At 64.5% G+C, this 23,694-nt stretch carries 22 protein-coding genes; 9 read left to right on the forward strand and 13 right to left on the reverse strand.

All coding sequences use genetic code 11. The features are described from left to right. Positions 1–123: 123 nt before the first annotated feature. The 5 genes from M2375_RS21525 to M2375_RS21545 form a co-directional block, all read right to left on the reverse strand. On the reverse strand, positions 124–1,182 hold the full coding sequence (locus M2375_RS21525; protein ID WP_259170307.1) for a serine/threonine protein kinase: 1,059 nt from the start codon (positions 1,180–1,182) through the stop codon (positions 124–126). A 111-nt stretch (positions 1,183–1,293) separates the two neighbouring features. After that, positions 1,294–1,713 carry an organic hydroperoxide resistance protein gene (locus tag M2375_RS21530; RefSeq protein ID WP_259170308.1) on the reverse strand — a complete coding sequence of 140 codons (420 nt, stop codon included), beginning with the start codon at positions 1,711–1,713 and terminating at the stop codon, positions 1,294–1,296. 600 nt (positions 1,714–2,313) lie between these two features. After that, complete coding sequence (locus tag M2375_RS21535) at positions 2,314–3,117, reverse strand: HpcH/HpaI aldolase/citrate lyase family protein (RefSeq protein WP_259170309.1); 804 nt, start codon at positions 3,115–3,117, stop codon at positions 2,314–2,316. 36 nt (positions 3,118–3,153) lie between these two features. Then, the gene (locus M2375_RS21540; protein ID WP_259170310.1) at positions 3,154–3,528 is read right to left on the reverse strand and encodes a hypothetical protein; all 375 of its coding nucleotides are present in this window, start codon (positions 3,526–3,528) and stop codon (positions 3,154–3,156) included. A gap of 36 nt (positions 3,529–3,564) precedes the next feature. Next, positions 3,565–4,461 (reverse strand): 3-hydroxybutyryl-CoA dehydrogenase, encoded by an 897-nt coding sequence (locus M2375_RS21545; protein WP_259170311.1) that lies wholly within the window; start codon positions 4,459–4,461, stop codon positions 3,565–3,567. A 157-nt stretch (positions 4,462–4,618) separates the two neighbouring features. Here M2375_RS21545 and purT point away from each other — a divergent pair, with 157 nt between their 5' ends. Next, the gene (purT, locus tag M2375_RS21550; protein ID WP_259170312.1) at positions 4,619–5,848 is read left to right on the forward strand and encodes a formate-dependent phosphoribosylglycinamide formyltransferase; all 1,230 of its coding nucleotides are present in this window, start codon (positions 4,619–4,621) and stop codon (positions 5,846–5,848) included. A 119-nt stretch (positions 5,849–5,967) separates the two neighbouring features. Here purT and M2375_RS21555 read toward each other — a convergent pair whose 3' ends face one another. After that, on the reverse strand, positions 5,968–7,674 hold the full coding sequence (locus M2375_RS21555; RefSeq protein ID WP_259170313.1) for a tannase/feruloyl esterase family alpha/beta hydrolase: 1,707 nt from the start codon (positions 7,672–7,674) through the stop codon (positions 5,968–5,970). A 186-nt stretch (positions 7,675–7,860) separates the two neighbouring features. Continuing rightward, complete coding sequence (locus M2375_RS21560) at positions 7,861–9,345, reverse strand: AMP nucleosidase (protein WP_259170314.1); 1,485 nt, start codon at positions 9,343–9,345, stop codon at positions 7,861–7,863. A 155-nt stretch (positions 9,346–9,500) separates the two neighbouring features. On the opposite strand from M2375_RS21560, the gene dbpA reads away from it, so the two are divergent. The 4 genes from dbpA to M2375_RS22500 are packed head-to-tail and all read left to right on the forward strand — an operon-like array spanning position 9,501 to position 13,030. Then, on the forward strand, positions 9,501–10,910 hold the full coding sequence (gene dbpA, locus M2375_RS21565) for an ATP-dependent RNA helicase DbpA (protein WP_259170316.1): 1,410 nt from the start codon (positions 9,501–9,503) through the stop codon (positions 10,908–10,910). Between the two features lie 25 nt (positions 10,911–10,935). Further along, the gene (locus M2375_RS21570) at positions 10,936–11,889 is read left to right on the forward strand and encodes a cation diffusion facilitator family transporter (protein WP_259170317.1); all 954 of its coding nucleotides are present in this window, start codon (positions 10,936–10,938) and stop codon (positions 11,887–11,889) included. Positions 11,890–11,932: 43 nt separating this feature from the next. After that, positions 11,933–12,400: a D-aminoacyl-tRNA deacylase gene (gene dtd / locus M2375_RS21575; protein WP_259170318.1), complete on the forward strand. Its 468-nt coding sequence runs from the start codon at positions 11,933–11,935 to the stop codon at positions 12,398–12,400. 48 nt (positions 12,401–12,448) lie between these two features. After that, positions 12,449–13,030, forward strand: a complete 582-nt coding sequence (locus M2375_RS22500) for a sugar O-acetyltransferase (RefSeq protein ID WP_310473194.1) — start codon at positions 12,449–12,451, stop codon at positions 13,028–13,030. Between the two features lie 268 nt (positions 13,031–13,298). Here the strand turns inward: M2375_RS22500 and M2375_RS21590 are convergent, their stop codons facing one another. Then, the gene (locus tag M2375_RS21590; protein WP_259170319.1) at positions 13,299–13,661 is read right to left on the reverse strand and encodes a hypothetical protein; all 363 of its coding nucleotides are present in this window, start codon (positions 13,659–13,661) and stop codon (positions 13,299–13,301) included. Between the two features lie 589 nt (positions 13,662–14,250). Here M2375_RS21590 and M2375_RS21595 point away from each other — a divergent pair. After that, entirely contained in the window at positions 14,251–15,549 is a 1,299-nt protein-coding gene (locus M2375_RS21595; RefSeq protein ID WP_259170320.1) for a DUF5979 domain-containing protein, read from the forward strand. Positions 15,550–15,913: 364 nt separating this feature from the next. Here M2375_RS21595 and M2375_RS21600 read toward each other — a convergent pair whose 3' ends face one another. From M2375_RS21600 to M2375_RS21610, 3 genes are read right to left on the reverse strand one after another with little or no spacing between them, the layout of a single operon-like run. Next, positions 15,914–16,252 carry a DUF6616 family protein gene (locus tag M2375_RS21600; RefSeq protein WP_259170321.1) on the reverse strand — a complete coding sequence of 113 codons (339 nt, stop codon included), beginning with the start codon at positions 16,250–16,252 and terminating at the stop codon, positions 15,914–15,916. Positions 16,253–16,266: 14 nt separating this feature from the next. After that, positions 16,267–17,037, reverse strand: a complete 771-nt coding sequence (locus M2375_RS21605; protein ID WP_259170322.1) for a DNA alkylation repair protein — start codon at positions 17,035–17,037, stop codon at positions 16,267–16,269. After that, positions 17,034–17,528 carry a MarR family winged helix-turn-helix transcriptional regulator gene (locus tag M2375_RS21610; protein ID WP_259170324.1) on the reverse strand — a complete coding sequence of 165 codons (495 nt, stop codon included), beginning with the start codon at positions 17,526–17,528 and terminating at the stop codon, positions 17,034–17,036. Before M2375_RS21610 ends, M2375_RS21605 begins: the two co-directional genes overlap by 4 nt. 623 nt (positions 17,529–18,151) lie before the next feature. Here M2375_RS21610 and M2375_RS21615 point away from each other — a divergent pair. Next, complete coding sequence (locus M2375_RS21615) at positions 18,152–18,691, forward strand: hypothetical protein (RefSeq protein ID WP_259170325.1); 540 nt, start codon at positions 18,152–18,154, stop codon at positions 18,689–18,691. Positions 18,692–18,703: 12 nt separating this feature from the next. Here the strand turns inward: M2375_RS21615 and M2375_RS21620 are convergent, their stop codons facing one another. Together M2375_RS21620 and M2375_RS21625 are read right to left on the reverse strand one after the other, a co-directional pair. After that, entirely contained in the window at positions 18,704–20,065 is a 1,362-nt protein-coding gene (locus M2375_RS21620; protein ID WP_259170326.1) for a heavy metal sensor histidine kinase, read from the reverse strand. Next, positions 20,062–20,751, reverse strand: coding sequence for a heavy metal response regulator transcription factor (locus M2375_RS21625; RefSeq protein ID WP_259170327.1), 690 nt, complete (start codon positions 20,749–20,751; stop codon positions 20,062–20,064). The genes M2375_RS21620 and M2375_RS21625 overlap by 4 nt, the downstream gene beginning before the upstream one ends. A gap of 211 nt (positions 20,752–20,962) precedes the next feature. On the opposite strand from M2375_RS21625, the gene M2375_RS21630 reads away from it, so the two are divergent. Both M2375_RS21630 and M2375_RS21635 read left to right on the forward strand, forming a co-directional pair. After that, positions 20,963–22,318 (forward strand): TolC family protein, encoded by a 1,356-nt coding sequence (locus M2375_RS21630; RefSeq protein WP_259170328.1) that lies wholly within the window; start codon positions 20,963–20,965, stop codon positions 22,316–22,318. A gap of 4 nt (positions 22,319–22,322) precedes the next feature. Continuing rightward, positions 22,323–23,684, forward strand: coding sequence for an efflux RND transporter periplasmic adaptor subunit (locus tag M2375_RS21635; RefSeq protein WP_259170329.1), 1,362 nt, complete (start codon positions 22,323–22,325; stop codon positions 23,682–23,684). The last annotated feature ends 10 nt before the right edge of the window (positions 23,685–23,694 follow it).

Raw genomic sequence — 23,694 nt, forward strand, 5'->3', positions numbered from 1 at the left:
CCGCTGCGTTGTCTTCCTTGTCAATAGCTACAGCTCGACTGCAAAAGACGCCTTACGTCTCATCCCGATCCGCGTCCATCCCGCTTGGCGAGGGTGATGCAGAGGATCCCTAGGCACCATCGATCAAACGGAGAGCGGCGCCTCATCCATGGCGATGATCTGCGCCTGCAGCATCTGGGTTTGCTCCTGCCAGTAGGCCTCGCTGCCAAACCAGGGAAAGTGCATCGGAAAGATCGGGTCGTCAAAGCGCCGCGCCAGCCAGGCGCTGTAGTGGATCAGGCGCAGCGTGCGCAGTGGCTCGATCAGCAGCAGCTCGCGCCGGTCAAAGGGGCGGAACTGTTCATAGCCTTCCACCAAGGTCGACAGCTGCGCGCTTTGCTGCTGGCGGTCGCCCGACAGCAGCATCCACAGGTCTTGCACCGCTGGGCCGCTGCGGGTGTCATCCAGGTCGACAAAATGCGGGCCGCCGCCTTGGTGCTCGGGCGGCACCCACAGCACATTGCCCGGGTGGCAGTCGCCATGCAGGCGCAGGCTGCGGTAGCTGCCCGCTGCAAAATGGCCGCTGGCGCTGTCCGGGTCGATGATCTGGCAGAGCTTGTCGGTGGCGCGGCGGCAGGCATCGCTCCAGGCGCTGCGCTGGCCAAGCGGAATGCACTCGTGCTGCATCAGCCAGTCATGGGGCTCACGGGCAAAGTCCTGGGCGTTGATGCTGGGGCGGTGCGCAAAGGGCTGGGCCTCGCCGACGGTGTGGATGCGGGCCAGAAAGCGGCCCACCCATTCGAGCACTTCCCAATCGTCCAGATCGGGCTGGCGCCCGCCCCGCCAGGGCGATACCGAAAAGCGAAAACCGCCATGCTGCAGCAGGCTGTGGCCGCCCAGCTGCAGGGGCGCGACTACGGGCACTTCAGCATCGGCCAGCTGCTGCGAGAACTGGTGCTCCTCAGCGATGGCCTCGTCGCTCCAGCGGCCAGGGCGGTAGAACTTGCAGACCACCTTGCTGCCGTCCTCCAGCCAGACCTGGTAGACGCGGTTTTCGTAAGAGGACAGGGGGTTCAAGCGTCCATCGCCCCACAGGCCCACGGAGGCGAGGGCATCGAGCACCACATCGGGGGTGAGTGCGGCGTAGGCGTGGTCGGCCTGCGGGCCGGGCGGATGGTCGTCAATGTCTTGCATAGCTGCCATTGTGCGCCCTTCCTGTGACGCCCCATTTGAACCTGGGGGCGCAAAAAAAGGCCGGGCATGCAGGGCATGCGCCGGCCGTACTGGAGCTGGTCAGTCGATCAGCAAGGAGGCTTACACCACCACGGTCAGGGTCTTATCGATGTTGCCGCGGGTAGCGTTGGAGTAGGGGCAGACCAGGTCGGCGTCGTGCACCAACTTGTCTGCAACGGCCTTGTCCATGCCAGGCAGGTTGATCTTCAGGCGTGCGGCAATGCCGTAGGCATTGGGGATGGGGCCCAGGTCGATTTCGGCGTCAATGGACAGGCCATCGGGCAGTGCCAGGTTTTGCTTGCCTGCGACGGCCTTCATGGCGCCGATGAAGCAGGCGGAATAGCCTGCAGCGAACAACTGCTCTGGGTTGGTGCCCTGGCCGCTGGTGCCGGGGGAGCTCAGTTGCACATTCAGACGGCCATCATCGGTGCGCGATGCGCCGTCACGTCCGCCAGTGGTGTGTGCGTTGGCCGTGTACAGAACTTTTTCGAGAGTAGTCATATTTAGATCCTGGTTGAGGGTAGGTTAAACGTGCTTCGGCTAGAAGCGGCGGGTAGCGTTGCGGCCAGGGGGCCACGCAGCTGGTGGATCTGTCGGGTCATTGGCTGCATCTCCAGCGTGCAGTGGCTGAGCTCCAGCATGCATGCGGGGATGGTGGCTACCTGCAGCTGCAGCTACAGGCCGGTATCGGTCAAACGTACACGCACACGACGTTCAAATTAGCTATCGTGTCGTCTATTCCAATAGTTTTAAATCATTCAGTCATCGCGCCCCCATAGTACCAACAGCACCAGCGCAGGTGAATGACAAACCCAAATGTTCAAGTAAGAGGTTGTACAACCTGGCCCATAACCCGGTGTTGGCACACCCCGCAAAACAGCCGCAGGGCCAGCATCAGCGCGATGTGCGCCGTGATGGGCTGCAGCATCAGGCATGGACGGGCTGCTGTTGTAAATTGAACGGAGGGGGAGAGCGAAAACCCATTTGAATAATGGGGGTGATAGGCCCAGCCTTGGGCGGTGCCGCTGCTGCTGGCGGCGCAGCCTGCACCTGCGGTCTGCCTGCGCAGACGCGCTCTCGGCCCGCATGCAGCCCGCTGCATCAGTAGGCGGTCTGCACCACCTGGCCGCTGCTGTCCTTGAACTTGGCCGCCACCGCATCGGCGGCCGTGCGCAGCAGGATCAGGTCCATGGAGACGGCGACAAACTGCGCGCCCAGCGCCAGGCATTCACGGGCGCGGGCCTCGTCCACCATCAGGATGCCGGGCGCCTTGCCGGCCGCGCGGATGCGGGTGATGGCGTCGTCAATGGCGGCATTGACCACCGGGTGGCGCGGCTGGCCGGGGTAGCCCATGCTGGCCGACAAGTCTGCCGGGCCGATGAAGATGCCGTCCACCCCATCGACGGCTGCGATGGCCTCGATCTGGTCCAGCGCCTGCGCGGTTTCTACCTGCACCAGCAGGCACAGTTCCTTGTCAGCATCGTCCACATACTGCAGATCACGGCCAAAGTTGCTGGCGCGCATCGAGCCGCCCATGCCGCGAATGCCCTGGGGTGCATAGCGCATGGCCTGCACAGCGGCGCGGGCCTCGTCGGCGTTTTGCACAAAGGGGATCAGAATGGTCTGGGCACCAATGTCCAGGTAGCGCTTGATGAGCACCGGGTCATTCCAGGCCGGGCGCACCACGGCGCTGGTGGGGCGGGGCTGCAAAGCGGCCTCCACCGCCTGCAGCTGCTGCAGCACCTGGGGCACATCGTTGGGCGAATGCTCGGTGTCGAGCATGATCCAGTCGTAGCCGCTGCCGGCCAGCAGCTCGGTGATATAGGGCGAGGGGAAGGCCGACCACAGGCCGATCTGGGCCTGGCCAGCGGCCATGGCTTTTTTGAAGAGGTTGGGTGTTGGCATGCTTGTCTCTGTGTTGTGTGTGTGATGGTGGTGCCGTCAGGGCAGGATATGGATTTCTTCCTGGGCCAGCGGCCTGCGGCAGCTCCCGGCCAGGGTGTGCCACTCGCTGGCGCCCAGGTCTAGCGCTTGCTGGTCTGCCATGGCCGTCACGCTGCGGCAGAGGGGCTTGAAGTGCTTGGCCGCCACCGTGTCGCGCCCGTAGCGCTGGTAGTAGCGCTTGAGGTGCAAATCAGCGGCGGGCACCCTTGCGGCCACATAGGCCAGGTAGTCGCGGTAAAGCGCATCGACCGGCGCGTCTTCGAGGTTTTGCTTCCAGATGCGAAAGCCCGCCATACAGGCCACCAAGGCCAGCACTAGTGCAGTTACCGGCAAGGCCTTTTTCCAGATCGGGGTGCTGCGTAGCGCGGGCATGGGCCAGAAATCGCTGGGTGGCGCGGGAGCCTGCGTTTAGGCGTAGCTGTAAACGCCCTTGCCGGTCTTGCGGCCCAGCTGGCCGGCGGCGACCATTTCCTTGAGCAGCGGGCAGGGGCGGTACTTGCTGTCGCCAAAGTCCTTCAGGTAAACCTCCATCACAGCCAGGCAGACATCCAGGCCAATCATGTCGGCCAGAGCCAGCGGGCCAATCGGGTGGCTGCAGCCCAGCTTCATGCCGTCATCGATATCCTGCGCCGAGGCAATGCCTTCGGCCAGCACATAGAAGGCCTCGTTGATCATCGGCACCAGAATGCGGTTGACTACAAAACCGGGCGAGTTCTTCACGCTGATCGGCGACTTGCCCAGGCCCTCGGCCAGCGCCTTGACCGCGTCATGCGTGGCATCGCTGGTCTGCAGGCCCCGGATCACTTCCACCAGCGCCATCATCGGCACGGGGTTGAAAAAGTGCATGCCGATGAACTTGTCCGCGCGCTTGGTGGCCGCTGCCAGCTGGGTGATCGAGATTGACGAGGTGTTCGAGGCCAGCATCACCGAAGGGTCGAGCAGCGCATCGACCTGCTGCAGGATCTTGAGCTTGAGCTCGTAGTTCTCGGTGGCCGCCTCAATCACCAGCTGGGCCTTTTGCAGGTCTTCATAGCGGGTGCTGCCCTGGATGCGGGCCAGCGCGGCGGCCTTGTCGGCCTCAGTGATCTTTTCTTTCTTGATCAGGCGGTCCAGGCTGCTGCCCACCGTTGCCAAGCCCTTTTGCACGGCGGCTTCCGAAATGTCCACCATCACCACATTCAGCCCCGCCACTGCGCAGGTCTGCGCAATGCCGTTGCCCATGGTGCCTGCACCAATTACGCCTACGGTCTGGATCGTCATCTGTCTTCCTTGGGTCCTGTTGCTGGGAGAGGGGCTGGCCTGCATCCGCCCTGCAGTGCCTATCGGCAAGCCCGGTGGCAGGATCATAGCGGCAGGTGGTGCACTGCCACACAAACTCGGTGACACGCTGCGGGGGGATAGGCGGGGGTTCTAAAATGCCCCCCATCGCTGCGCCGCAGCCCCTTTGTTGACAAGACCTGATATGACCACCTTCGGCACTCCGCTCACCAAAAACGCAACCAAAGTCATGCTGCTGGGCAGCGGCGAGCTGGGCAAGGAGGTGCTGATTGCCTTGCAGCGCCTGGGCGTGGAGACGGTGGCGGTGGACCGCTATGACAACGCACCCGGTCACCAAGTGGCCCACCATGCCCGCAGCATCACGATGAGCGATCCCGCCCAACTGGCGGCGCTGATTGAGGCCGAAAAGCCCGACCTGGTGGTGCCCGAGATCGAAGCCATTGCCACGCCCGCACTGCAGGCGCTGGAGGCGGCCGGCACCGTGCGCGTGGTGCCCACGGCCCGCGCCACCCGGTTGACGATGGACCGCGAAGGCATCCGCCGCCTGGCGGCCGAAACCCTGGGCCTGCCCACCAGCCCCTACCAGTTCTGCGACAGCCTGGCCGAGCTGCAAGCGGCCATCGATGGCGGCATTGGCTACCCCTGCGTGGTCAAGCCGGTGATGAGCAGCTCGGGCAAGGGCCAGAGCAAGATCGATGGCCCGGCCGATGTGGAAAAGGCCTGGGACTACGCGATGGCAGGCGGCCGGGTGCAGGGCGGGCGCATCATCGTCGAGGGCTTTATCGACTTTGACTACGAAATCACCTTGCTGACGGTGCGCGCCAAGAATGCCGCTGGCCAGATTGAGACCCATTTCTGCGATCCCATCGGCCATGTGCAGGTGCAGGGCGATTATGTGGAGAGTTGGCAGCCCGCGCGCATGGCGCCTGCCGCGCTGACCTTGTCGCAAGATATCGCCCGCGCCATCACCAGCGACCTGGGCACCGGCCTGAACGGCGAGCCCGCCGGCCTGGGCCTGTTTGGGGTGGAGCTGTTCGTCAAGGGCGACCAGGTCTGGTTCAGCGAAGTGAGTCCCCGCCCGCATGACACCGGCATGGTGACGATGATCACCCAGTGGCAAAACGAGTTCGAGCTGCATGCCCGCGCCATTTTGGGCCTGCCAGTGGACACCAGCCTGAAGACGGCTGGCGCCAGCGCCGTGATCTATGGCGGTGTGGATGCGCAAGGCATTGTGTTTGACGGTGTCGATGCGGCCTTGCAGATCCCCGGCACAGAAGTCCGCCTGTTTGGCAAGCCCGAGAGCTTTGTGCGCCGCCGCATGGGTGTGGCGCTGGCGCGTGCGGCCGATACCGATGCGGCGCGTGACAATGCCAAAAAGGCGGCTGCGCTGGTCAAGCCCCGCGTGGCGGAGTAAGCGGCTGCTGAGCGACCGCTCAGCACCGCGTTGGATTTATTCGATAAAAAAGCATCTGGCTGCCCTGAAGAAGGGCGTCCAGATGCTTTTGTTTTGCTGGCTTGCTTACTTACTTTGCTTTAGTTGGTTTGGCAGCTGTAGCTGTCGGCCAGGTTCACATCACCACTGCCCTTGTAGCGCGGCCAGGTCGGGTACTCGCACAGCGGCCGGGTGCGGCCTGGCACGCCGGCCGTGTCGCTGACCACCTGGGCACCCGGGGCGGTGCCGGCGGTCACCCACTGGTCCAGTGCCTTGAGCGAATCCCAGTTGGCATTGAAGGCGGTGCTGGCCGCGTGGCCATAACCGGGCACTTCGTAGTAGCGCGCAAAGCTTTTAACGGCAGGGGCGCCCATGGTTTGCTCCAGGCGCTGCCAGTACTGCGCGGTGGCACGGGTGCTGACGAGTACATCGGCGGTGCCATGCGCCATCAGCAGCTTGCCGCCGCGCTTGTTGAAGGCGGAGAGGTCGGTGCTGTTGATGTCCTGCAGCTTGGTGAGCTGGTTGATACGGTCGGTCCAGGGGCCGGGGTTTTGCGGGTCCAGCGACAGCGCATCAAAGTTGGCATCGCGGGTGACGAAGTAGCGCACCCACTGGTCCCAGAACACCGCCCAGTACGGGGCGGTGAGCGGCGCGGGGCTGGCCGGGGCGGTGGTGTTCATCGCCAGCAGGTTGACGGTGGGCTGCAGCGGGCTGCTGCCTTCCTCACCCAGCTCCGAGCCCCAGACGTTGAAGCCGGGGTACTGCGTCTCGCCGCTGCCCAGCGGGGCGCTGAAGCGGATTTCGCTGTTGTAGGTTTTGAGCGCGCTGATCATCGCGTCGGACAGGCAGCCGTCCTGGCTGGCGCCGCCGGCGCAGCGCAGCGGCTGGCCGCCTACGGTGGCAGTGGCCGGGTCAAACTGGCTGTTGCAGGCGGCCACATTGCTGACCACGCCGTCTTGCACGCCGTCGAGCGCATCGCACTTCTCCAGCGCCGCCTGGCGCAGCAGCTTGCGCTGGCCCAGGCTGGGGTAGGCGCCGGGCTGGGCAAAGGCGCGGCTGATGCGGCCAAACTGCAGATCCAGGCTGGCGGCGTTCCAGGCCGGGTACCAGGCCACCACGCCATCCCATTCGGACGGCCATTTCTGGGCCACGGCCAGCGCCTCGCGCCCGCCGGTGGAGCCGCCCATAAAGTAGCGCTTGTCCGGCTTTTTGCCGTAAAAGCGGGTGACCAGCACATCGGCCACATCGCTGACCTTTTTGAGCGCAGCGCCCGAGAAGTTGGCGACGGCCTCGTCATTCGTGCCAAAGCTGCCATCGCGGCTGCCGGCCGCACCCGCCTGGTGGCCGGAATCACTCGCAAACACCGCATAGCCCTGGTTCAGCAGCGGATAGGCGCCTTGGCTGGCGGGGGCTGCGGGGTAGCTGTAGAGGCTGGGCATCACGCCGTTGTAGCCGCCACCGCCCACCATCACCACCTTGCCGTTCCATTCCTTGGGCAAGAGCAGGCCCATCTTGATGGCGGGGGCGCCAGGGTCAACCGGGGCGATGGAGATATTGGCCCGCACCGATGCGGGGGGCTGGGCGCCCGTGGCGGCGCTCGGCGTTTCGGTCGAGGTCACCGTGGCGCCGCTGGTGGGCAGGCCGATCTGGCTGGCGGCCACCTGCTGCTTGGCCAGCGCCTGGCTGGCCTCGTCAAAGTTAAAGCTGTGGGAGCCGCCGCTGCCGCAGGCGGCCAGGGTGAGGGCGGCGCTGGCAACGGCGGTGAGGGGGATCAGGCGCCTGAGTGAAGGGAGGATGGCTGTTGTCACTGTGTCTCCTGGTTGTTATGGTGCGGGCGCAAAGGCTTCTTTACGGCCCGCCGACCATTGTGGAAGTGAGGCGCCCAGTTATCCACAGGGTTTGCAGTTAGGTAGTTCCCCATAAGTAAAAAAGCCAGCACGGTCGTGCTGGCATTGGAGTAGGGGGCGGTGCGAAGCGCCGCTGGGGAGCGCAACTTATTGGAATGCCACCTCGGCAAAGCTGCGCAGCTTGCGGCTGTGCAAGCGGTCCACACCGCCTTCGCGCAGGATGTTGACCGCCCGCATGCCGATGCGCAAGTGCTGGTCCACCCGCTCGCGGTAGAAGTGGTTGGCCATGCCGGGCAGCTTGATCTCGCCATGCAGGGGTTTGTCGCTCACGCACAGCAAAGTGCCGTAGGGCACACGGAAGCGAAAGCCATTGGCCGCAATGGTGGCGCTTTCCATGTCCAGCGCCACGGCCCGGCTCTGGCTAAAGCGGCGCTGGGGCGTGTTGTCGGGCAGCAGCTCCCAGTTGCGGTTGTCGGTGCTGGCCACAGTGCCGGTGCGCATAAAGCGCTTGAGGTCGTCCTCGGGCACCTGGGTCACATCGGCCACCGCCTGCTGCAGGGCGACCTGGATCTCGGCCAGCGCCGGGATGGGCACCCACAGCGGCAGCTCTTCGTCCAGCACATGGTCCTCGCGCACATAGGCGTGGGCCAGCACATAGTCGCCCAGTTGCTGGCTGTTGCGCAGGCCGGCGCAGTGGCCCAGCATCATCCAGGCGTGGGGGCGCAGCACGGCGATGTGGTCGGTGATGGTCTTGGCATTGGCCGGGCCCACGCCGATGTTGACCATGGTGGTGCCCGACTGGTCGGCGCGCACCAGGTGGTAGGCGGGCATTTGCGGCAGGCGTGGCGGCGGGTTGCCCAGCGCGTCCACCGCTTCGGGCGCCAGGCCCTGGCGGCGGGTGACGACATTGCCCGGCTCGATAAAGGCGATGTACTCGCTGTCGGGCTTGGCCATCTCGGCGCGGCCCAGGCGGATGAACTCGTCAATATAGAACTGGTAGTTGGTGAACAGCACAAAGTTTTGGAACCACTCGGGCAGGGTGCCGGTGTAGTGGCGCAGGCGCTGGAGCGAATAGTCCATGCGCGGCGCGGTAAACAGCGACAGCGGCTGCGCCTCGCCCGGCTTGGGCTCCCAGGTGCCGTTGGCGATGCCGTCGTCCATCGCATGCAGATCGGGCAGGTCAAACACATCGCGCATCAGCATGCGGCGCTCGGCGCTCAGCTGGCCTTCGATATGGTCGTTGTCGGCAAACGAGAAATGGATGGGAATGGGCTGGTTGCTGGTGCCCACTTCCAGCTCTACGCCGTGGTTCTCGATCAGCAGCCGGAACTGCTCGGCGTAGTAGCCGGCAAACAGGTCGGGGCGGGTGAGCGTGGTCTCGTAGTGGCCGGGGCCTTCGACAAAGCCATAGGCGAGCTTGCTGTCGGCCCGGGCCACCGTGCGGGTGTGCAGGCGCACAAAGGGGTAGCAGGCGCGGTAAGGGGCGGCTGGGGTTTCGCCGGCCACAAAGCGTTGCATGGCCTGGCGCAGAAAGCCGATTTGCTCGGCATAAATGGCCTGGACCTGCGCCAGCGCGGAGGAAGCCGTGCGGTGGCTGGTCGGTGCGGTAAAAGCAGGTTTGGTAAAGGTCATGCACCATTGTGCATCTGCTTTTGGGCCCTGGCGTGACAAATCAAGGCCCGGTGTTGCTGGCGGTCGGCACGGGTGGCGGGCTGCGTCAAGGCCGGATTCAGGGGTACCCGCAGGGCCGCCAGCGGCTGCCAGGCCGGGCGCGGGATAATTGCGCCATGAACGCAACCAACACCACCGCCAACGCAGCGGACGCCAGCTCTTTCAGCCAACTGCCTCTGGGCCAGACCATGCAGGCCAATCTGCAGCAGCTGGGCTACACGCAGATGACGGCGATCCAGGCGGCCAGCCTGCCCTTTGCGCTGCAAGGCAAGGATGTCATTGCCCAGGCCAGCACCGGCAGCGGCAAGACGGCCGCCTTTGGCCTGGCCTTGCTCGCCCGCCTGAACCCGCGCTGGTTTGCCGTGCAATCGCTGGTGCTCTGCCCCACCCGCGAGCTGGCCGACCAGGTCGCCACCGAGATCCGCCGCCTGGCGCGCGCCGAAGAGAACATCAAGGTGGTCACCGTCTATGGCGGTGTGCCTTCGCGCAACCAGATTGCCAGCCTGGAAAACGGCGCCCACATCATCGTTGGCACCCCCGGCCGGGTGATGGACCTGATGGAGCGCGGCGCGATCGACCTGGCTGCCCTCAACAGCCTGGTGCTGGACGAGGCCGACCGCATGCTGGACATGGGCTTTTACGGCGATATCGTCACCGTCGCCAGCCAGTGCCCGGCCGAGCGCCAGACCCTGCTGTTCTCGGCCACCTATCCCGAGGGCATTGCCCAGTTGGCTGAGCGCTTTATGCGCGATCCGCAAACGGTGAAGGTCGCCTCGCAGCACAGCGCCCACAAGATCGAACAGCGCTGGTACGAGGTCAAGGAATCCGAGCGCCTGCATGCCGTCTCCCAGCTGCTGGCGCATTTCCGGCCTGAATCATCCATCGCCTTTTGCAACACCAAGCAGCAGTGCCGCGACCTGGTCGAGGTATTGCAGGCCCAGGGCGTGAGCGCCTTGGCGCTGTTTGGCGAGCTGGAGCAGCGTGAGCGCGACGAGGTGCTGGTGCAATTTGCCAACCGCAGCTGCAGCGTGCTGGTGGCCACCGATGTGGCCGCGCGCGGCCTCGATATCGCCAACCTGGCCGCCGTCATCAATGTGGACACCACACCCGATGCCGAAGTCCACATCCACCGCATTGGCCGCACCGGCCGGGGCGATGCCGAAGGCCTGGCGCTGAGCCTGGCCAGCATGGACGAGATGGGCTCGGTCGGCAAGATCGAAGTGTTGCAAGGGCGCGAGTCGCAGTGGCACCCGCTGAGCGAGCTGACCCCCGCATCCAACCAGCCCATGGTGCCGGCGATGCGCACCATCCAGATCATTGGCGGGCGCAAGGAAAAAATCCGCGCCGGCGATGTGCTGGGCGCGATGACGCGCGACTTTGGCTACACCAAAGAGCAGATCGGCAAGATCAATGTGAACGACTTCTCGACCTATGTCGCCGTGAGCCGCGACATTGCCCACCAGGCGGTGGACCGGCTCAACAGCGGCCGGGTCAAGGGCAAGAGCGTGAAGGCGCGCTTGCTCTAATTAAACGCCCACAACACGGCACCCGATGAGCCCCACCGCAGCCCCTGCAACGCATAGCCGCTGGACCACGCCCGAGAACCTGCTGCGCATCTCGGTGGTGGTGGCCATTGCCACCATCGCCCTCAAGACCACCGCCTGGGCCGTCAGCGGCTCGGTGGGCCTGCTGTCCGATGCGCTGGAATCCCTGGTCAACCTGGTGGGCGCCTTGTTTGCGCTGGGCATGGTGACCATTGCCAAGCGCCCGGCGGACGAGGGCCATCCTTACGGGCACTCCAAGGCCGAGTACTTCTCGGCCGGCTTTGAGGGCCTGCTGATCTTTGGCGCGGCCATGGCCATTCTTTGGGCCTCGGTGGATCGCCTCATCCACCCCCAGCCGCTGGAGCAGCTGGGCTGGGGCATTGCGCTGTCAATGTTCAGCACGGCGCTCAACGGCGGGCTGGCCTGGGTCATGCTGCGGGCGGCGCGCGCGCACCGCTCGATAGCGCTGGAAGGCGATGGCCGCCATCTGATGACCGATGTCTGGACCTCGCTGGGCGTCGTCGTGGGCTTGCTGCTGGCCATGCTCACGGGCTGGCACTGGGTGGATGCGGTGCTGGGCATTGCCGTGGCACTGCATATCTGCAAAGAGGGCGGCCAACTGGTCTGGCGCTCGTCGCAAGGGCTGATGGACGAGGCCATTGATGCGCAAACGCTGGCGAGCATCGAGGCCTGCGTGCGCGGCTTCGAAGCGCAAACCGGTGGTGCCGTGCACTGCGACAAGCTTAGCACCCGCCGCGCCGGTGCCCTGCACTTTATCGACATGCATTTGCACATGCCTGGCGACTGGACCCTGGCCCATGCCACCCAGCTGCGCATGGCCCTCGAAGCGGCCTTGCTGCGCGAGCTGCCCCAAGCGCGCATCAGCATGGAAGTGCTGCCCCTGGGCGTGCAAACCCAGACCGAGACTGCGTCTCAGAATGCTGGCGACGCAGCACCCTAACAACCTGCTGCATTGCAGCCTCTAGCGCGGACATCCACACCCCATGATCAGCCTATTGCAACGCGTGCGTGAAGCGCGCGTCGAAGTCGACGGCCAGGTGATTGGCCAGATTGGCCATGGCCTGCTGGCCCTGGTCTGTGCCGAGCGCGGCGACAGCCAGGCCGAAGCCGACAAGCTCTTGGCCAAGATGCTCAAGCTGCGCATCTTCCAGGACGAGGCCGGCAAGATGAACAAAAGCGTAGTCGATGTAGCCGGTGGCCTGCTGATCGTGAGCCAGTTCACTCTGGCCGCAGATACCAGCGGCGGCAACCGCCCCAGCTTTACCCAGGCCGCGCCCCCGGCCGAGGGCGAGCGCCTGTACGACTATGTGGTGGCGCAGGCACGCCTGCTGCACCCGGAGGTGGCGACGGGCCGCTTTGGCGCCGACATGAAGGTCTACCTGATGAACGACGGACCGGTAACGATTCCGCTGCGCATCCCCCCGGCAGCTGCAGCCGCAGCGCAGGCCTGAAGGCCGCCACCCCCAGCCACGCTGTCATTGCCTGTACAAGAGACCCCCATGACCGAGATGGAAAAAGCCGCAGCCGGCCTGCTGTATGACGCCAACCATGACCCCAGCGTGCTGCAGCTGCGCGATGCGGCCAAGGAAAAGCTGTTTGCCTTTCAGCAAATTGGCGCGCACCGGCGTGCCGAGCGCGAAGTGATTCTGCGCAGCCTGCTGGGCAAGCTGGGCCGCAACCCGGTGTTCGATGGCGCCTTTGTCTGCGACTACGGCTTCAACATCGAGATCGGCGACCACTTCTACACCAATGTGAACCTGGTCATCCTCGATGCCGCCAAGGTTTGCATCGGCAACAACGTCTTTATTGCGCCCAATGTCGGGCTCTATACCTCCGGGCATCCGCTGGATGCCGAGCGGCGCAACCAGGGCCTGGAGTACGCATTCCCCATCACCATTGGCGACAACGTCTGGATCGGCGCGGGCGCGCAGATTCTGCCCGGTGTCCGTATTGGCGCAGGCAGCGTCATTGCCGCAGGCGCGGTCGTCACCAAGGATGTCCCCGAAGGCGTGGTCAGCGCGGGCAATCCGGCGCGGGTGCTGCGGGCCATCACGGACCAGGACCGACTCGCTTACGCCTGACGGACCAAGGCTGCACCCCGGGGCAGGGGCGCGGCCCTCTTTAACGGGAATCGGTCCAAAACAGACGCGTTGGCACACCGGGCCTGGCCGCCCGGTGGCCGGAGTATCTGCAACCCCCCCCCCGACAACTTCCCCTGCGCAGCTTGCGGACCCTGAGCCCACTGCACGCGATTGGCCCAACGCCAGCACCTCCCCCCCGAAGTGACAATTATTTGCAACGCCCTGGGGCTGCTTGGTGCAAAAGATACGATCGATAAGTCAATAGCATTTATATTTGCATAGTCAAAATAAAATAGCTCATAACAATAATTGACATTCCATTGAGCAATGCCATGCCACTCAGAGAAGCAAAGCCTTGGGGATGTGAATGGGGCACGCCCTGCCTGTGAGCTTTGATGCATTTTGATGCGATTAAACGGATGCTGGCCATCTCTCCAAAGAAGATACCTGCGCATCCGACTCGTGGCTTACCAGATTCAATGGGGAATGAAATGAGAAATCTCTTGGTGTTTTTCAGGCTGCTGATGGCGGCTTTTCTGCTGTGCGCAGGTGCACAGCAGGCCATGGCGCAGAAGGTTCTGATGCTGACCACCAATATTGCGGGGACGAATGTCGAGCGATCAGATGCCATTGCGGCCTACGAGAACATGCAGGCTGAGTTCGAAGCGGTGGTGGGCGCAGCCAACCTCACGCGTATGTCTGTGTTGGGGAACGCCAATGCCATCTCGCAGACCACGTTCACGGCGGCCCCTGGCCCTTATGACATCGTTATTGTTGCTGGCACCTACAGTCCTATCGACGACAGCAATTGGGCGGTTATCCAGAATGCGGTGGCCAACCGTTGGGCCAACACCGTCGTCTTTTTCATGGATGGCTGCTGCGAAGCACTGAATACCGGAAATGCCGCCAAGATGGTGGCGAGGTTGAATGCAGGCACCGGATCTACATTTGCCTTGGGTATCAGCCCTCCAGAAAATAATACACAGTTCCCCCTCAATACCAATTCCCCCTTTTCACCATCCTTCACCGGGTTGAATCCATTTACGGGCGCTGCAATTACTTATATCAACAATGTTCCCGCCAACAATGCGCTTTATTTGGCGGCGGGGACACCACCAGCTAGCTTTCCTCCTGCTGGCGCAACCCCTACGAGTAACGTATACGGTCTTCTGATTCCTACGGTGCAGTCCAATGCAGGCCAAGGCGCATGTGTTTTTGCCGTGGTAGACGTTTCTCCCTTCATTGACGTTGCTCAGTACCAGTCTTGGACGGCGAATCGAGGCAAGGTAGGTCCAGCCTTCCTGAGCGCCGCCACCTCCGAGACCGGCGCCTGCGGCCTGCCCAAGGTCAGCAAGAGCTTTGACAAGACCGATGTCTACCTGGGCGGCAGCGACAACAGCACGCTGCTGACCATCTCTCTGTCCAACGGCACCCCGAACCCCATCCCCAACGTCAACCTGAGCGACAACCTGCCCGCTCCTCTGGTAGTGGCTGCAGGTGCGGTGGGCAACACCTGTTTGGCAGGCAACCTCAGCGCCGCAGTCGGCAGCAATGCCATCAGTAACAGCGGCTTTACCATCCCCTCGGGCGGTTGCACCATCACCGTGCCTGTGCAATGGCCCAATACCGATGCCGGCCGCCAGGCTTGCATCAATACCCCCTCGGTGACCAACACCATCACTCCGGGCACCGACTTTGTGTCGCCCACTGGCCAGGTCAATATCCCTGCCACGGCTTCACTCGCCTGCCATGCCGCGCAGCTGAGCATCGCCAAGCAAGTGGTCTGGCCGGCTAACGTGACGCCGGTTGACTTGACGGGCACTAGCTTCCCGGTCTCTGTCGCTTGCACCGGCAGCGATGGCATTGCGCTGCCCGCCATCAACACGTCCATCACCTTGACCACGCCCACCACCGGCAGCGTCTCCGTCACGCCCGTGATCTCCAGCGGCAGCTGTGTGGCGACCGAGGGGACACGCCCTGCGCCTCCGGCCAACCATATCTGGGTGGAAGACCCTGCGCCCAGCGCCACAGCCACCATGGCGGCGCCTCCAGCTGCCAACAGCGTGCAGCTGGTCAACACCCTGGCGCGCGCCAATACCGACATTACGATCAGCAAGAGCGTGGCAGGCGGCCCGGCAGCGGGCGTTACCGGCAGCTTCAGCTTTACCGCCAACTGCGGTGCAGACGGCAGCTTCACGACGGCCGTAACCTTGAGCGGCAGCAACGCGGGTGCGATCGCCATCACCAATGTGCCCCAGGGTGCGAGCTGCACCGTGAGCGAGGCGCCTGCGATGCCGGCCGCCCCGGCCGGCTATGCCTGGAGCAGCAGCTTGCCCGCCCCGGTGAGTTTGGTGACTGCCGCCACGGGCAATACCGCCTCCTTCGTCAACACCCTTGTGCGTACCGCGCCGGTGGTGCCCGCTGCGGTGCCTGCGCTGGATACCTTCAAGCTGCTGCTGATGATGGCCGCCATGGCGCTGCTGGGCATGCTGGCGGTGCGCCGCGCACAGCGCCGCTGAGGGGCTGAAAGCGAACAGCCGACGTTAACGGCGCAGAGGTCAGCAAGTCCTAGGGACCCTCTGCATAACCCTCGCCAAGCGGGATGGACGCGGATCGGGATGAGACGCAAGGCGTCTTTTGCAGTCGAGCTGTAGCTATTGACAAGGAAGACAACGCAGCGGATCGCCCGAGCCCGCGTTCAGACCACGGCAGGGAGTTTTGCAGAGGGTCCCTCGGCTTGTTGAACCGCTCTATGGCTCGCCTCGTGTGTAGCCTCCGCCTGGATGCTGATTCAGACGGGGCGCTGTATAGGAGGCGGGCTTTTCTTTTGGCTGCTCTCCATACCCACGATGGTGTTCGCAACCAGGACGCACAACACCCGCGTCAGACCGCCGCCAGCGCTGCCAGGTGGGTGTCCACCGCACCTGCACTGCTGGCCGCATTCAGATGTGCAAAGTACTGGTACCAACCGCTGGCCTCGATGGCTGCGAGCAAGGCATCGCGCGCCTGCGGGTGGGGAAAGCGCCAGATGCCCAGGAACTGGTGCTGGCTGGCTTGTGCAATGGCGGTATCCGTTTCTGCCAGAGACAGCAGCTCGATGCCCAGGCTGGAGAGCTGGCCCAGGCCCTGGCCGATAGCGGCCAGAAACGACAGGCGCTGCGCGGCGGGCAGCGCCTGCCAGGCGGCGTTGGGGGTATAGAGTTCGACAAGGTAGCAGGACATGGCTTGGGCTTCTTTCAGCAAAGGCTGCGCAGCGCGCGTTGGCAGATGCGTTGGGTGCTGGGCGGGGGCGCATCGCGCAGCCATTGGCGGCACAGCTGGCGCACCCAGTCGGGCTGGTCCTTGGCGGCGTCGTTGAGCCAGTTGGCCACCGAGTCCTGCACATAGACGGATGGGTCTGCGCGCAGCGCCTGCAGCAGGGGCAGGGCTTGCTCCGGCGCTTGCTTGAGGGCGGGGATATGGGCGCACCAGACGCCGCGCGGGCGCAGCGCCTCGCAAGCGAAGCGGCGCAGGCGCTCTGATGCTGAGGCGGTCCAGGGCGTCAGCTGCGCAAGGGCGTTGTCCAAGTCGAGCGCCAGGTGGGGGCGCAAGGCCATCCAGGCCCATTCGCGCACTCCAAAATGCCCATCGTCCGCCAAGCTGCGGATGGCGGCGAGGCGCGCTGGCAATGCCAGCCCGGGCTGGGCGCCGACCATAAAGCAGGCCCAGCCGCGCACCGTATCCGCCCGCTGGCTGCGGCATTTTGCGATGCCTTCGGGGCCCAGCGCAGGCAGCAGCAGCGCGCCCATGCGGCCCATGCGCGCCAGAATGCCCAACGAACAAGCCGCATCGGCCTGTTGCAGGGTCTGGGCAGAGAGGTCTGGAAAGACTTTGCGCAGCAGCTGCGCCTGGTCCAGCGCCGTGCATTCGGCCAAGGTGGCGGTGGCGATCTCGCCGTTGGACAGCGCTTGCAGCACATCGGCGGGGATATCGGCAGCGCGGTTGGCGCCTTTGCGGGCAGTGCTCATGGCGCTGGGCGCCCCAGGTTGGCGGCCACCTTGTCCAGCAGCGTGGCCAGCTGCTGGCGCTCGCTGGCAGACAGCCCGCCGTACAGCCCTGCGATCCAGTGGCTGTGCTGGGCAAACACCTGTTGTGCCACTTGCTGGCCTTTGCGCGTGAGCCGTATGCGCAAGGCACGGCGATCGCTGGCCTCGGCATGGCGGGCGACCAGGCCTTCGCGTTCCAAGCCATCGAGCAGGCCGGTGACGGTGGCGCGGGTCACGCCTGCACGCTCGGCCAGCATGTTGGGCGCCAGGCCATCGGGTGCCGCGTCCAGGAGGAACAGCAGCACAAAGCGCCCTTCCGACAGGCCATGCGGCGCCAGCAAGCGGGCGCAGTCTCGGTCAATATCCGCTGCCAGCGACAGGGTCTGGAAGCAGAGGCGAATCCCTGCCACATCGGGCATGCCGCGCCGCTGGGCTTCGTCCAGCAGGGCGTTGTACTTTTGAGCGAGTTGCATGGTGGCGGCTGATAGTAAGGTGGCTAATTATATACACGACGGTGGGCTGTCAATCCGCTGCGTGTGTCTCCCCTGGAGCTTCGGCCTTCGTCTGCGTGCCGTATCCCTGCGACTGGGCGGATGCGGAAGCCAACCGCTTCGCCAAAAGAAAATATTGGTTGTGGGATTTTGATATTTCTGTTTCTTTGTCACCGGAATCGTTCGCTGCCGCTGATGGGCCAGGTGGGAAGACTTGCAGGGATACCTGCGGAAAATGATGGAAATCCCTGGCGATAATTTTTATGGGGACTCATAGATGCGGGCTTGATGAAGGCTTATTTATTGGATTAATTAATAATAAGTTTTGGAATTAATATTTTTCTTTGTGGCAAGGCTGGCGCATAGTGAGCTCTCGCAAGCAAAGCCGAAAATTATCAGCGATTTGGCATTGAGTGAGGCATGCTGACCGGTGCGTGGTGACAATTTTGTCTTTATTTTCTGTCTTGAAACATATCCCCGTGGTGGTTATGCCGGGATCAATGAATTCAAAGGCTGTTATCAGATCGCTGACCATAGAGAAAGATACAGATTACCCGCATCGATACTGAGGTGGGGAATATGCAGAAGGTCTCAAGGAGAAAGCCATGAAAAGCCTATTGTTTTTCGTCAAGCTGTCGGGGTTGGCCTTTTTTCTGTTGCTGGGGATGCAGCAGGTATCTGCGCAGCGGATATCGGATGGTTCCGCAGGCCATTCTTTGCCATATTCACCGCCGTGTTCGGTGCAAGGCTTGGGTAGATCCCCGGCCTTGTCCGCCTTGCCCATCACGACAGAGATCGACTGCAAATTACCCTTTGCGCTGCGTTCGAGCCGGCACCCATCCCAGTGGGCGGCGCTCAGGCAAGGGGGCGCTGAATATGCATGGGTATCGGGGCTCCAGGATTTTGTGCTGCTTCAAAGGGGCGCAGGTCAATCCACCATGTGGGACCATAGCGCCGCCGGTTTTACAACTGCCAACGACATGGGCTCGCGCCGTGCCTCCCCCAGCCTGGGCGTCACAGCTGCGCAGCCGGATCCGGACCCGCCTCGGGCCCTGCCACTCCACACCATCAAGCTGGTGCTGATGGGCGCAGCACTCGGCTTACTGGTTTTGGGGGTGGGTCACAAAGCGCTGCAGCGCTGGTAGCGCCAGCCGCCGTCAATCCAGCGCTGCTACCGGCAGAATCAGCCCAAAGGTGGTGGCGCCCCCCTGCGATTGGGCAAAGACCGAGCCACCATGCATCTTGGCGATGGCTTTGACAATGGCCAGGCCCAGGCCGTGGTTGCGCTCGGAGTTATGGCGCGAGGCATCAGCGCGGTAAAAGCGGTCAAACAGATGGCGCAGGTGCTGGGCTGCGATGTCGGCCCCGATGTTGGTGACGGAGATAACGGCATGGGCATGCTCGTGCTGCCAGCGGTTGCGGATATCGATGCGGATGCTGGAGCCTGGCAGGGCGTAGCGGGTGGCATTGCTCAGCAGGTTGGACAGGGCGCGGCGCATCAGCGGCGCATCGACCTGGGCCTGCGCGTCGCCCACCACTTCCAGCCGCAGGTCGGCCTCCAGCGCAACCGCTTCATAGAACTCGACCACATCCTGGGCCACGGCGGCGAGGCTGACCACCCCGGTCTCGCGCGCACCCACGCCCTGGTCGGCCCGCGAGAGAAAGAGCATGTCGCCCACCATCGCGGCCATGCGGCGCAGGTCCTCCAGGTTGGACTCCAGCACCTCGCGCATGTCCTCGACCGTGCGGGGTTTGCGCAAGACCACTTCGGTGCTGGAGATCAGGGTGGCCAGCGGCGTGTTGAGCTCGTGTGCCACATCGGCGTTGAACGATTCCAGCTGGCGGTAGGCGTCGGCCAGGCGATCGAGCAAGGCGTTGAACTGCGTCACGATGGGCAGCAGCTCCTGGGGCAGGCCGCTGCCGTCAAGACGGCGCTCAAAATCCCGGGCCGACAGCATGCTGATTTGCGAGACCAGCGACGCGATGGGCCGCAGGCTGCGCTGCACCAGCAGGCCGCCAAACAAGGCCAGCAGCAAGGAGCCCGCCACCATGGCGGCAAACAAGGTCCAGCCCAGTCCGCGCAGCAAGGCCTCGTCGGGCCGCAGGTCCATCACCAAGGTGGCGGTGGCCGCGCGTGCCTGGTGGTACTGCGGGGCGGTGATACCGACGGCAAAACTGCGCCTGAGGGTGTGGTCGTTGCTCCAGTCCGCTGGGACGTTGTCAAACAGCACATGGCCCTGGTTGTCCACCACGCGGATGGCGTAGTCGCCATGGCCGGCCAGAAAGTCGGTCAGCAGATGGTCCAGCGCCTTGTCCCGGTGCGCGCTGCTGTCATCGCGCAGCACATGCACCAAGGACTGCTGCTTTTGGTCGAGCATCTCCTTTTGGCGGGCCGACAAGGTGCTGTCAAACACCAGAAACACCACCAGGCTCACAGCGCCCAGGCCCAGCATGGACAGCAGGGCCATCCAGCGCGAGAGCCGGCGCCCCAGGTGCGGTACGGCTTGCGCTGGGTTCATGGCTGGGCCCGGCTCTCCAGCACATAGCCCATGCCGCGCACGGTGTGGATCAGCGGCGATGCAAAAGGCTGGTCCACCTTCATGCGCAGGCGCCGCACGGCGACCTCGACCACATTGGTTTCGCTGTCAAAGTTCATATCCCAGACCTGCGAGGCCAGCTCGGTGCGGGACAGCACCTCACCCTGGCGGCGCAGCAGCAAGGCCAGCAGGTTGAACTCCTTGGCCGTCAGGTCCAGCCGCACACCGGCGCGCACGGCCTTGCGGCGGATCAGGTCCAGCTCCAGATCGGCCTGGCGCAGCACCGTGGGCTCGGGCGATGCCGGGTGCGCCTGCGTGCGGCGCAGCAGCACCTGGATGCGGGCCACCAGCTCGGAGAAAGCAAAGGGCTTGATCAGGTAATCATCGGCGCCGCTTTGCAGGCCGCGCACCCGGTCCTGCACATCGCTGCGGGCCGTCAGCATCAGCACCGGGGTGGATTTGGACTGGCGCAGCGCGGCCAGCACGGCAAAGCCATCGATGCCCGGGAGCATGCCATCGAGCACGATCAGGTCGTAGTCCAGCTCCATGGCCAGGTGCAGGCCATCGATGCCGTTGGTGGCGACATCGACCGTGTAGCTCTCCTCGGCCAGACCTTTGCGCAGGTACTCGCCGAGCTTGGCTTCGTCTTCAATCAGCAGCAGTCTCATGGCCGCCATTGTCCCTGATGGTGCCGGCTGGCGGCGATTACAAATTTGTCATTTTCCCGACGGCATTGTGTTCGTTGCTGCTTTCTACAGTCCGTTGCATCGCATATGGATACCGCCTGCATGGGGGCCGCTGCGGTGCTGGCCGCCCCTGTTTGGCCCGGCACTGCCAAGGCCGTCCTGGGCGTTACCTGCCACCACAGGAGAAGCAGCTATGACCACCCCGTTGCCGGGCCCCACGCGGGCTGGCACCCATCCTCCACGGCCGCTCGGGCCTGCCTGGCCCGCATGGTTGCTGGCTGCGGCCTTGGCCAGCGCCTTGGGGCCCCTGGCCCATGCAGAGCCGATACCTGTGCCAGGCCCAGCCACGGCGACCACCACCCTGCCTGCCGGGGCGACACCCGCTATCACGCTGGCCGCTGCTTGGGACAAGGCCCTGGCGGCCAACCCGGGTTTGCAGGCCGCCCGCTTCGGCGCGGCTGCGGCCGAGGGCCTGGTCCTGCAAAGCCAGGCACGCCCCAACCCCGAGGTCTCTGTCAACGTCGAAGACACCCGTCCCGAGACGCGTACCAACACCGTGCAGATCAGCCAGCGGATTGAGCTGGGCGGCAAGCGCGAGGCGCGCATGCAGCTGGCCGACAGCGAGAAGGCGGCAGCGCAGGCGACCGTAGTGGCCAGCCAGGCGGCATTGCGCTACCAGGTGCTGGTCAACTTCAACGAGTTGCTGCTGGCGCAGCAGCGGGTGGACTTTGCGACCAAAACCCATGCGCTGGCCACGCAGGCGCTGGATGCCGCCAACAAGCGCGTGCAGGCAGGCAAGGTGCCGCCGCTGGAGGCCAGCCGTGCGCAAGTGGCGCAGGCCAATGCTGCCCTGGAGCTGGCGCAGGCCCGCTCATTGACAGGGGTGGCGCAGCAGAACCTGGCCTCGCTCTGGGGCGGGCGCGGTGCAGAGCTGGGGCTGGCCAGTGGTGATTTCTCGGCCACCGTGCAGGCCCCCACGGCCGAGCAGCTGGACCAGCGCCTGGACGATGCGCCTGCGATGCTGCTGGCACGGCGCGCGCTGGAGCAAAGCCACGCCGCCTCTGCGGTGGAGCGCGCCAAGCGCGTGCAGGACCCGACCCTGAGCCTGGGCGTCAAACGCGCCCGGGATGTAGGGCGCAACCAGGTGTTTGTCGGGGTGAGCATTCCCCTGCCGCTGTTTGACAGCAATGCCGGCAACCAGCTGCAGGCACTGCGCAAGGTGGACCAGGCCGAGCAGCAACTGCAGGACCAACGGCTGCAGCTGCAGGCGCAGGTGTTTGCCGCGCGTCAGCAGTGGCTCAGCAGCAACCAGCAGGTGGCGCTGCTGCAAAGCCAGGTCATTCCCACGGCGCAGTCGGCCTATGACCTGGCCGTGCGCGGGTTCTCGCTGGGCAAGTTTGGCTTTTTGGAGGTGCTCGACGCCCAGCGCAGCTTGTTTGACAGCCAGCGCCAACTGCTGGACCAGCTGATGGCATCGCACCGGGCCCGTGCTGAGATTGAACGCATCTTTGGCACGCCAGCACTGGCCGCTGCCGCTACAGGAATCTGAACCCATGTCCGAGAAAACCACATTCGATACCTCGCTCTCGTCGTCCAAACAGTGGATTGCGGCAGGGGTGCTTGCTGTCGCCGGCGTTGCCGGTGGCGCCTATTTGTTGCGGGGCCCTGGCACGGCGGCCGCGCCGGCTGCAGCGGCATCGGGCCATGCCGATGCCCAGTCCCACAAGGATGGCGAGCACCATGGCGAAGCCGCTGCCAAGGAGGGGGCGCACCAGGAGTCGGACCAACATGCCGATGGGGAGCACCACGATGAAAAGGCCGAGGCTGGCAGCCAAGATGGACATGCCGACGCCGCAGGTGGGCAACATTCCGAAGGCGAAGAAGAGGCCGAGGGTCTGGTCAAGCTCAGTGCGGCGCAGGCCAAAACGGCTGGCGTGGTGCTGGCCCAGGCGGGCCCGGCATCGATCAAGAAGCAGGTGTTGCTGCCCGGCGAGATCCGTTTTGATGAAGACCGCACCGCGCACGTGGTGCCGCGTGTGGCAGGGGTGGTGGCCTCCGTCCACGCCCAGCTGGGCGAGCAGGTGGCCAAGGGGCAGTTGCTGGCCGTCATCCAAAGCCCGGCAGTGTCGGACCAGCGCAGCGAGCTGCAAACGGCGCAAAGGCGGCTGTCTTTTGCCCAGAGCAATTACGCGCGCGAGAAGCAGCTGTGGCAGGAGCGGATATCTGCCGAGCAGGATTACCAGGCGGCCCGCCAAGCGCTGCAGGAGGCAGAAATCGCCGTGGCCAATGCCTCGCAAAAACTCACGGCCATTGGGGCTGGCGCGGCTGGCTCCAGCCGCTATGAGCTGCGCGCGCCGCTGGCCGGCATGGTGGTGGAGAAGCACCTGACCGTGGGCGAGTCGGTCACCGACAGCACCGCCTCGTTCACCGTGTCAGATCTGCGCTCGGTCTGGGCCGAGATCAGCGTGGCCGCCCCGCAGCTGCCCGATGTGCGCATGGGCGCGCCGGTGGTGGTGCGTGCCACGGCGTTTGACTCCCAGGCCGAAGGCCGGATTGCCTATGTGGGTGCGTTGATTGGCGCGCAAACCCGCACGGCACCGGCCCGCGTGGCGCTGGCCAACCCGCAAGGGGTGTGGCGGCCTGGCCTGTTTGTGGATGTGGAAGTGCTCGCATCTGAATCGCCCGTCCCCATTGCGGTGGATGCCAAGGCCATTCAGCGCCCGGATGGCAAGGACAGCGTGGTGTTTGTCCCGGCCGAGGGCGGCTACAAGGCCCAGCTGGTGCAGTTGGGCGCCAGCGACGGCAAGACCACCCAGGTGCTGTCCGGCCTGCAGGCGGGGCAGGCCTATGTCCGGGAGGGCTCCTTCCTGCTGCGGGCTGAGCTGGGCAAGGCCTCTGCCGAGCACGCGCATTGATCGGGAGTCT

Source organism: Comamonas sp. BIGb0152 (assembly GCF_024809975.1).
Classification (GTDB): Bacteria; Pseudomonadota; Gammaproteobacteria; order Burkholderiales; family Burkholderiaceae_C; genus Comamonas.

Bases quoted from the DNA above. Each gene is read 5' to 3' on its own strand.
- M2375_RS21525 (WP_259170307.1), bottom strand. From the start codon at position 1,182: ATGGCAGCTATGCAAGACATTGACGACCATCCGCCCGGCCCGCAGGCC.
- M2375_RS21530 (WP_259170308.1), bottom strand. From the start codon at position 1,713: ATGACTACTCTCGAAAAAGTTCTGTACACGGCCAACGCACACACCACT.
- M2375_RS21535 (WP_259170309.1), bottom strand. From the start codon at position 3,117: ATGCCAACACCCAACCTCTTCAAAAAAGCCATGGCCGCTGGCCAGGCC.
- M2375_RS21540 (WP_259170310.1), bottom strand. From the start codon at position 3,528: ATGCCCGCGCTACGCAGCACCCCGATCTGGAAAAAGGCCTTGCCGGTA.
- M2375_RS21545 (WP_259170311.1), bottom strand. From the start codon at position 4,461: ATGCAGGCCAGCCCCTCTCCCAGCAACAGGACCCAAGGAAGACAGATG.
- purT (WP_259170312.1), top strand. From the start codon at position 4,619: ATGACCACCTTCGGCACTCCGCTCACCAAAAACGCAACCAAAGTCATG.
- M2375_RS21560 (WP_259170314.1), bottom strand. From the start codon at position 9,345: ATGACCTTTACCAAACCTGCTTTTACCGCACCGACCAGCCACCGCACG.
- dbpA (WP_259170316.1), top strand. From the start codon at position 9,501: ATGAACGCAACCAACACCACCGCCAACGCAGCGGACGCCAGCTCTTTC.
- M2375_RS21570 (WP_259170317.1), top strand. From the start codon at position 10,936: ATGAGCCCCACCGCAGCCCCTGCAACGCATAGCCGCTGGACCACGCCC.
- dtd (WP_259170318.1), top strand. From the start codon at position 11,933: ATGATCAGCCTATTGCAACGCGTGCGTGAAGCGCGCGTCGAAGTCGAC.
- M2375_RS22500 (WP_310473194.1), top strand. From the start codon at position 12,449: ATGACCGAGATGGAAAAAGCCGCAGCCGGCCTGCTGTATGACGCCAAC.
- M2375_RS21590 (WP_259170319.1), bottom strand. From the start codon at position 13,661: ATGGCATCTGATCGCTCGACATTCGTCCCCGCAATATTGGTGGTCAGC.
- M2375_RS21600 (WP_259170321.1), bottom strand. From the start codon at position 16,252: ATGTCCTGCTACCTTGTCGAACTCTATACCCCCAACGCCGCCTGGCAG.
- M2375_RS21605 (WP_259170322.1), bottom strand. From the start codon at position 17,037: ATGAGCACTGCCCGCAAAGGCGCCAACCGCGCTGCCGATATCCCCGCC.
- M2375_RS21610 (WP_259170324.1), bottom strand. From the start codon at position 17,528: ATGCAACTCGCTCAAAAGTACAACGCCCTGCTGGACGAAGCCCAGCGG.
- M2375_RS21615 (WP_259170325.1), top strand. From the start codon at position 18,152: ATGAAAAGCCTATTGTTTTTCGTCAAGCTGTCGGGGTTGGCCTTTTTT.
- M2375_RS21620 (WP_259170326.1), bottom strand. From the start codon at position 20,065: ATGAACCCAGCGCAAGCCGTACCGCACCTGGGGCGCCGGCTCTCGCGC.
- M2375_RS21625 (WP_259170327.1), bottom strand. From the start codon at position 20,751: ATGAGACTGCTGCTGATTGAAGACGAAGCCAAGCTCGGCGAGTACCTG.
- M2375_RS21630 (WP_259170328.1), top strand. From the start codon at position 20,963: ATGACCACCCCGTTGCCGGGCCCCACGCGGGCTGGCACCCATCCTCCA.
- M2375_RS21635 (WP_259170329.1), top strand. From the start codon at position 22,323: ATGTCCGAGAAAACCACATTCGATACCTCGCTCTCGTCGTCCAAACAG.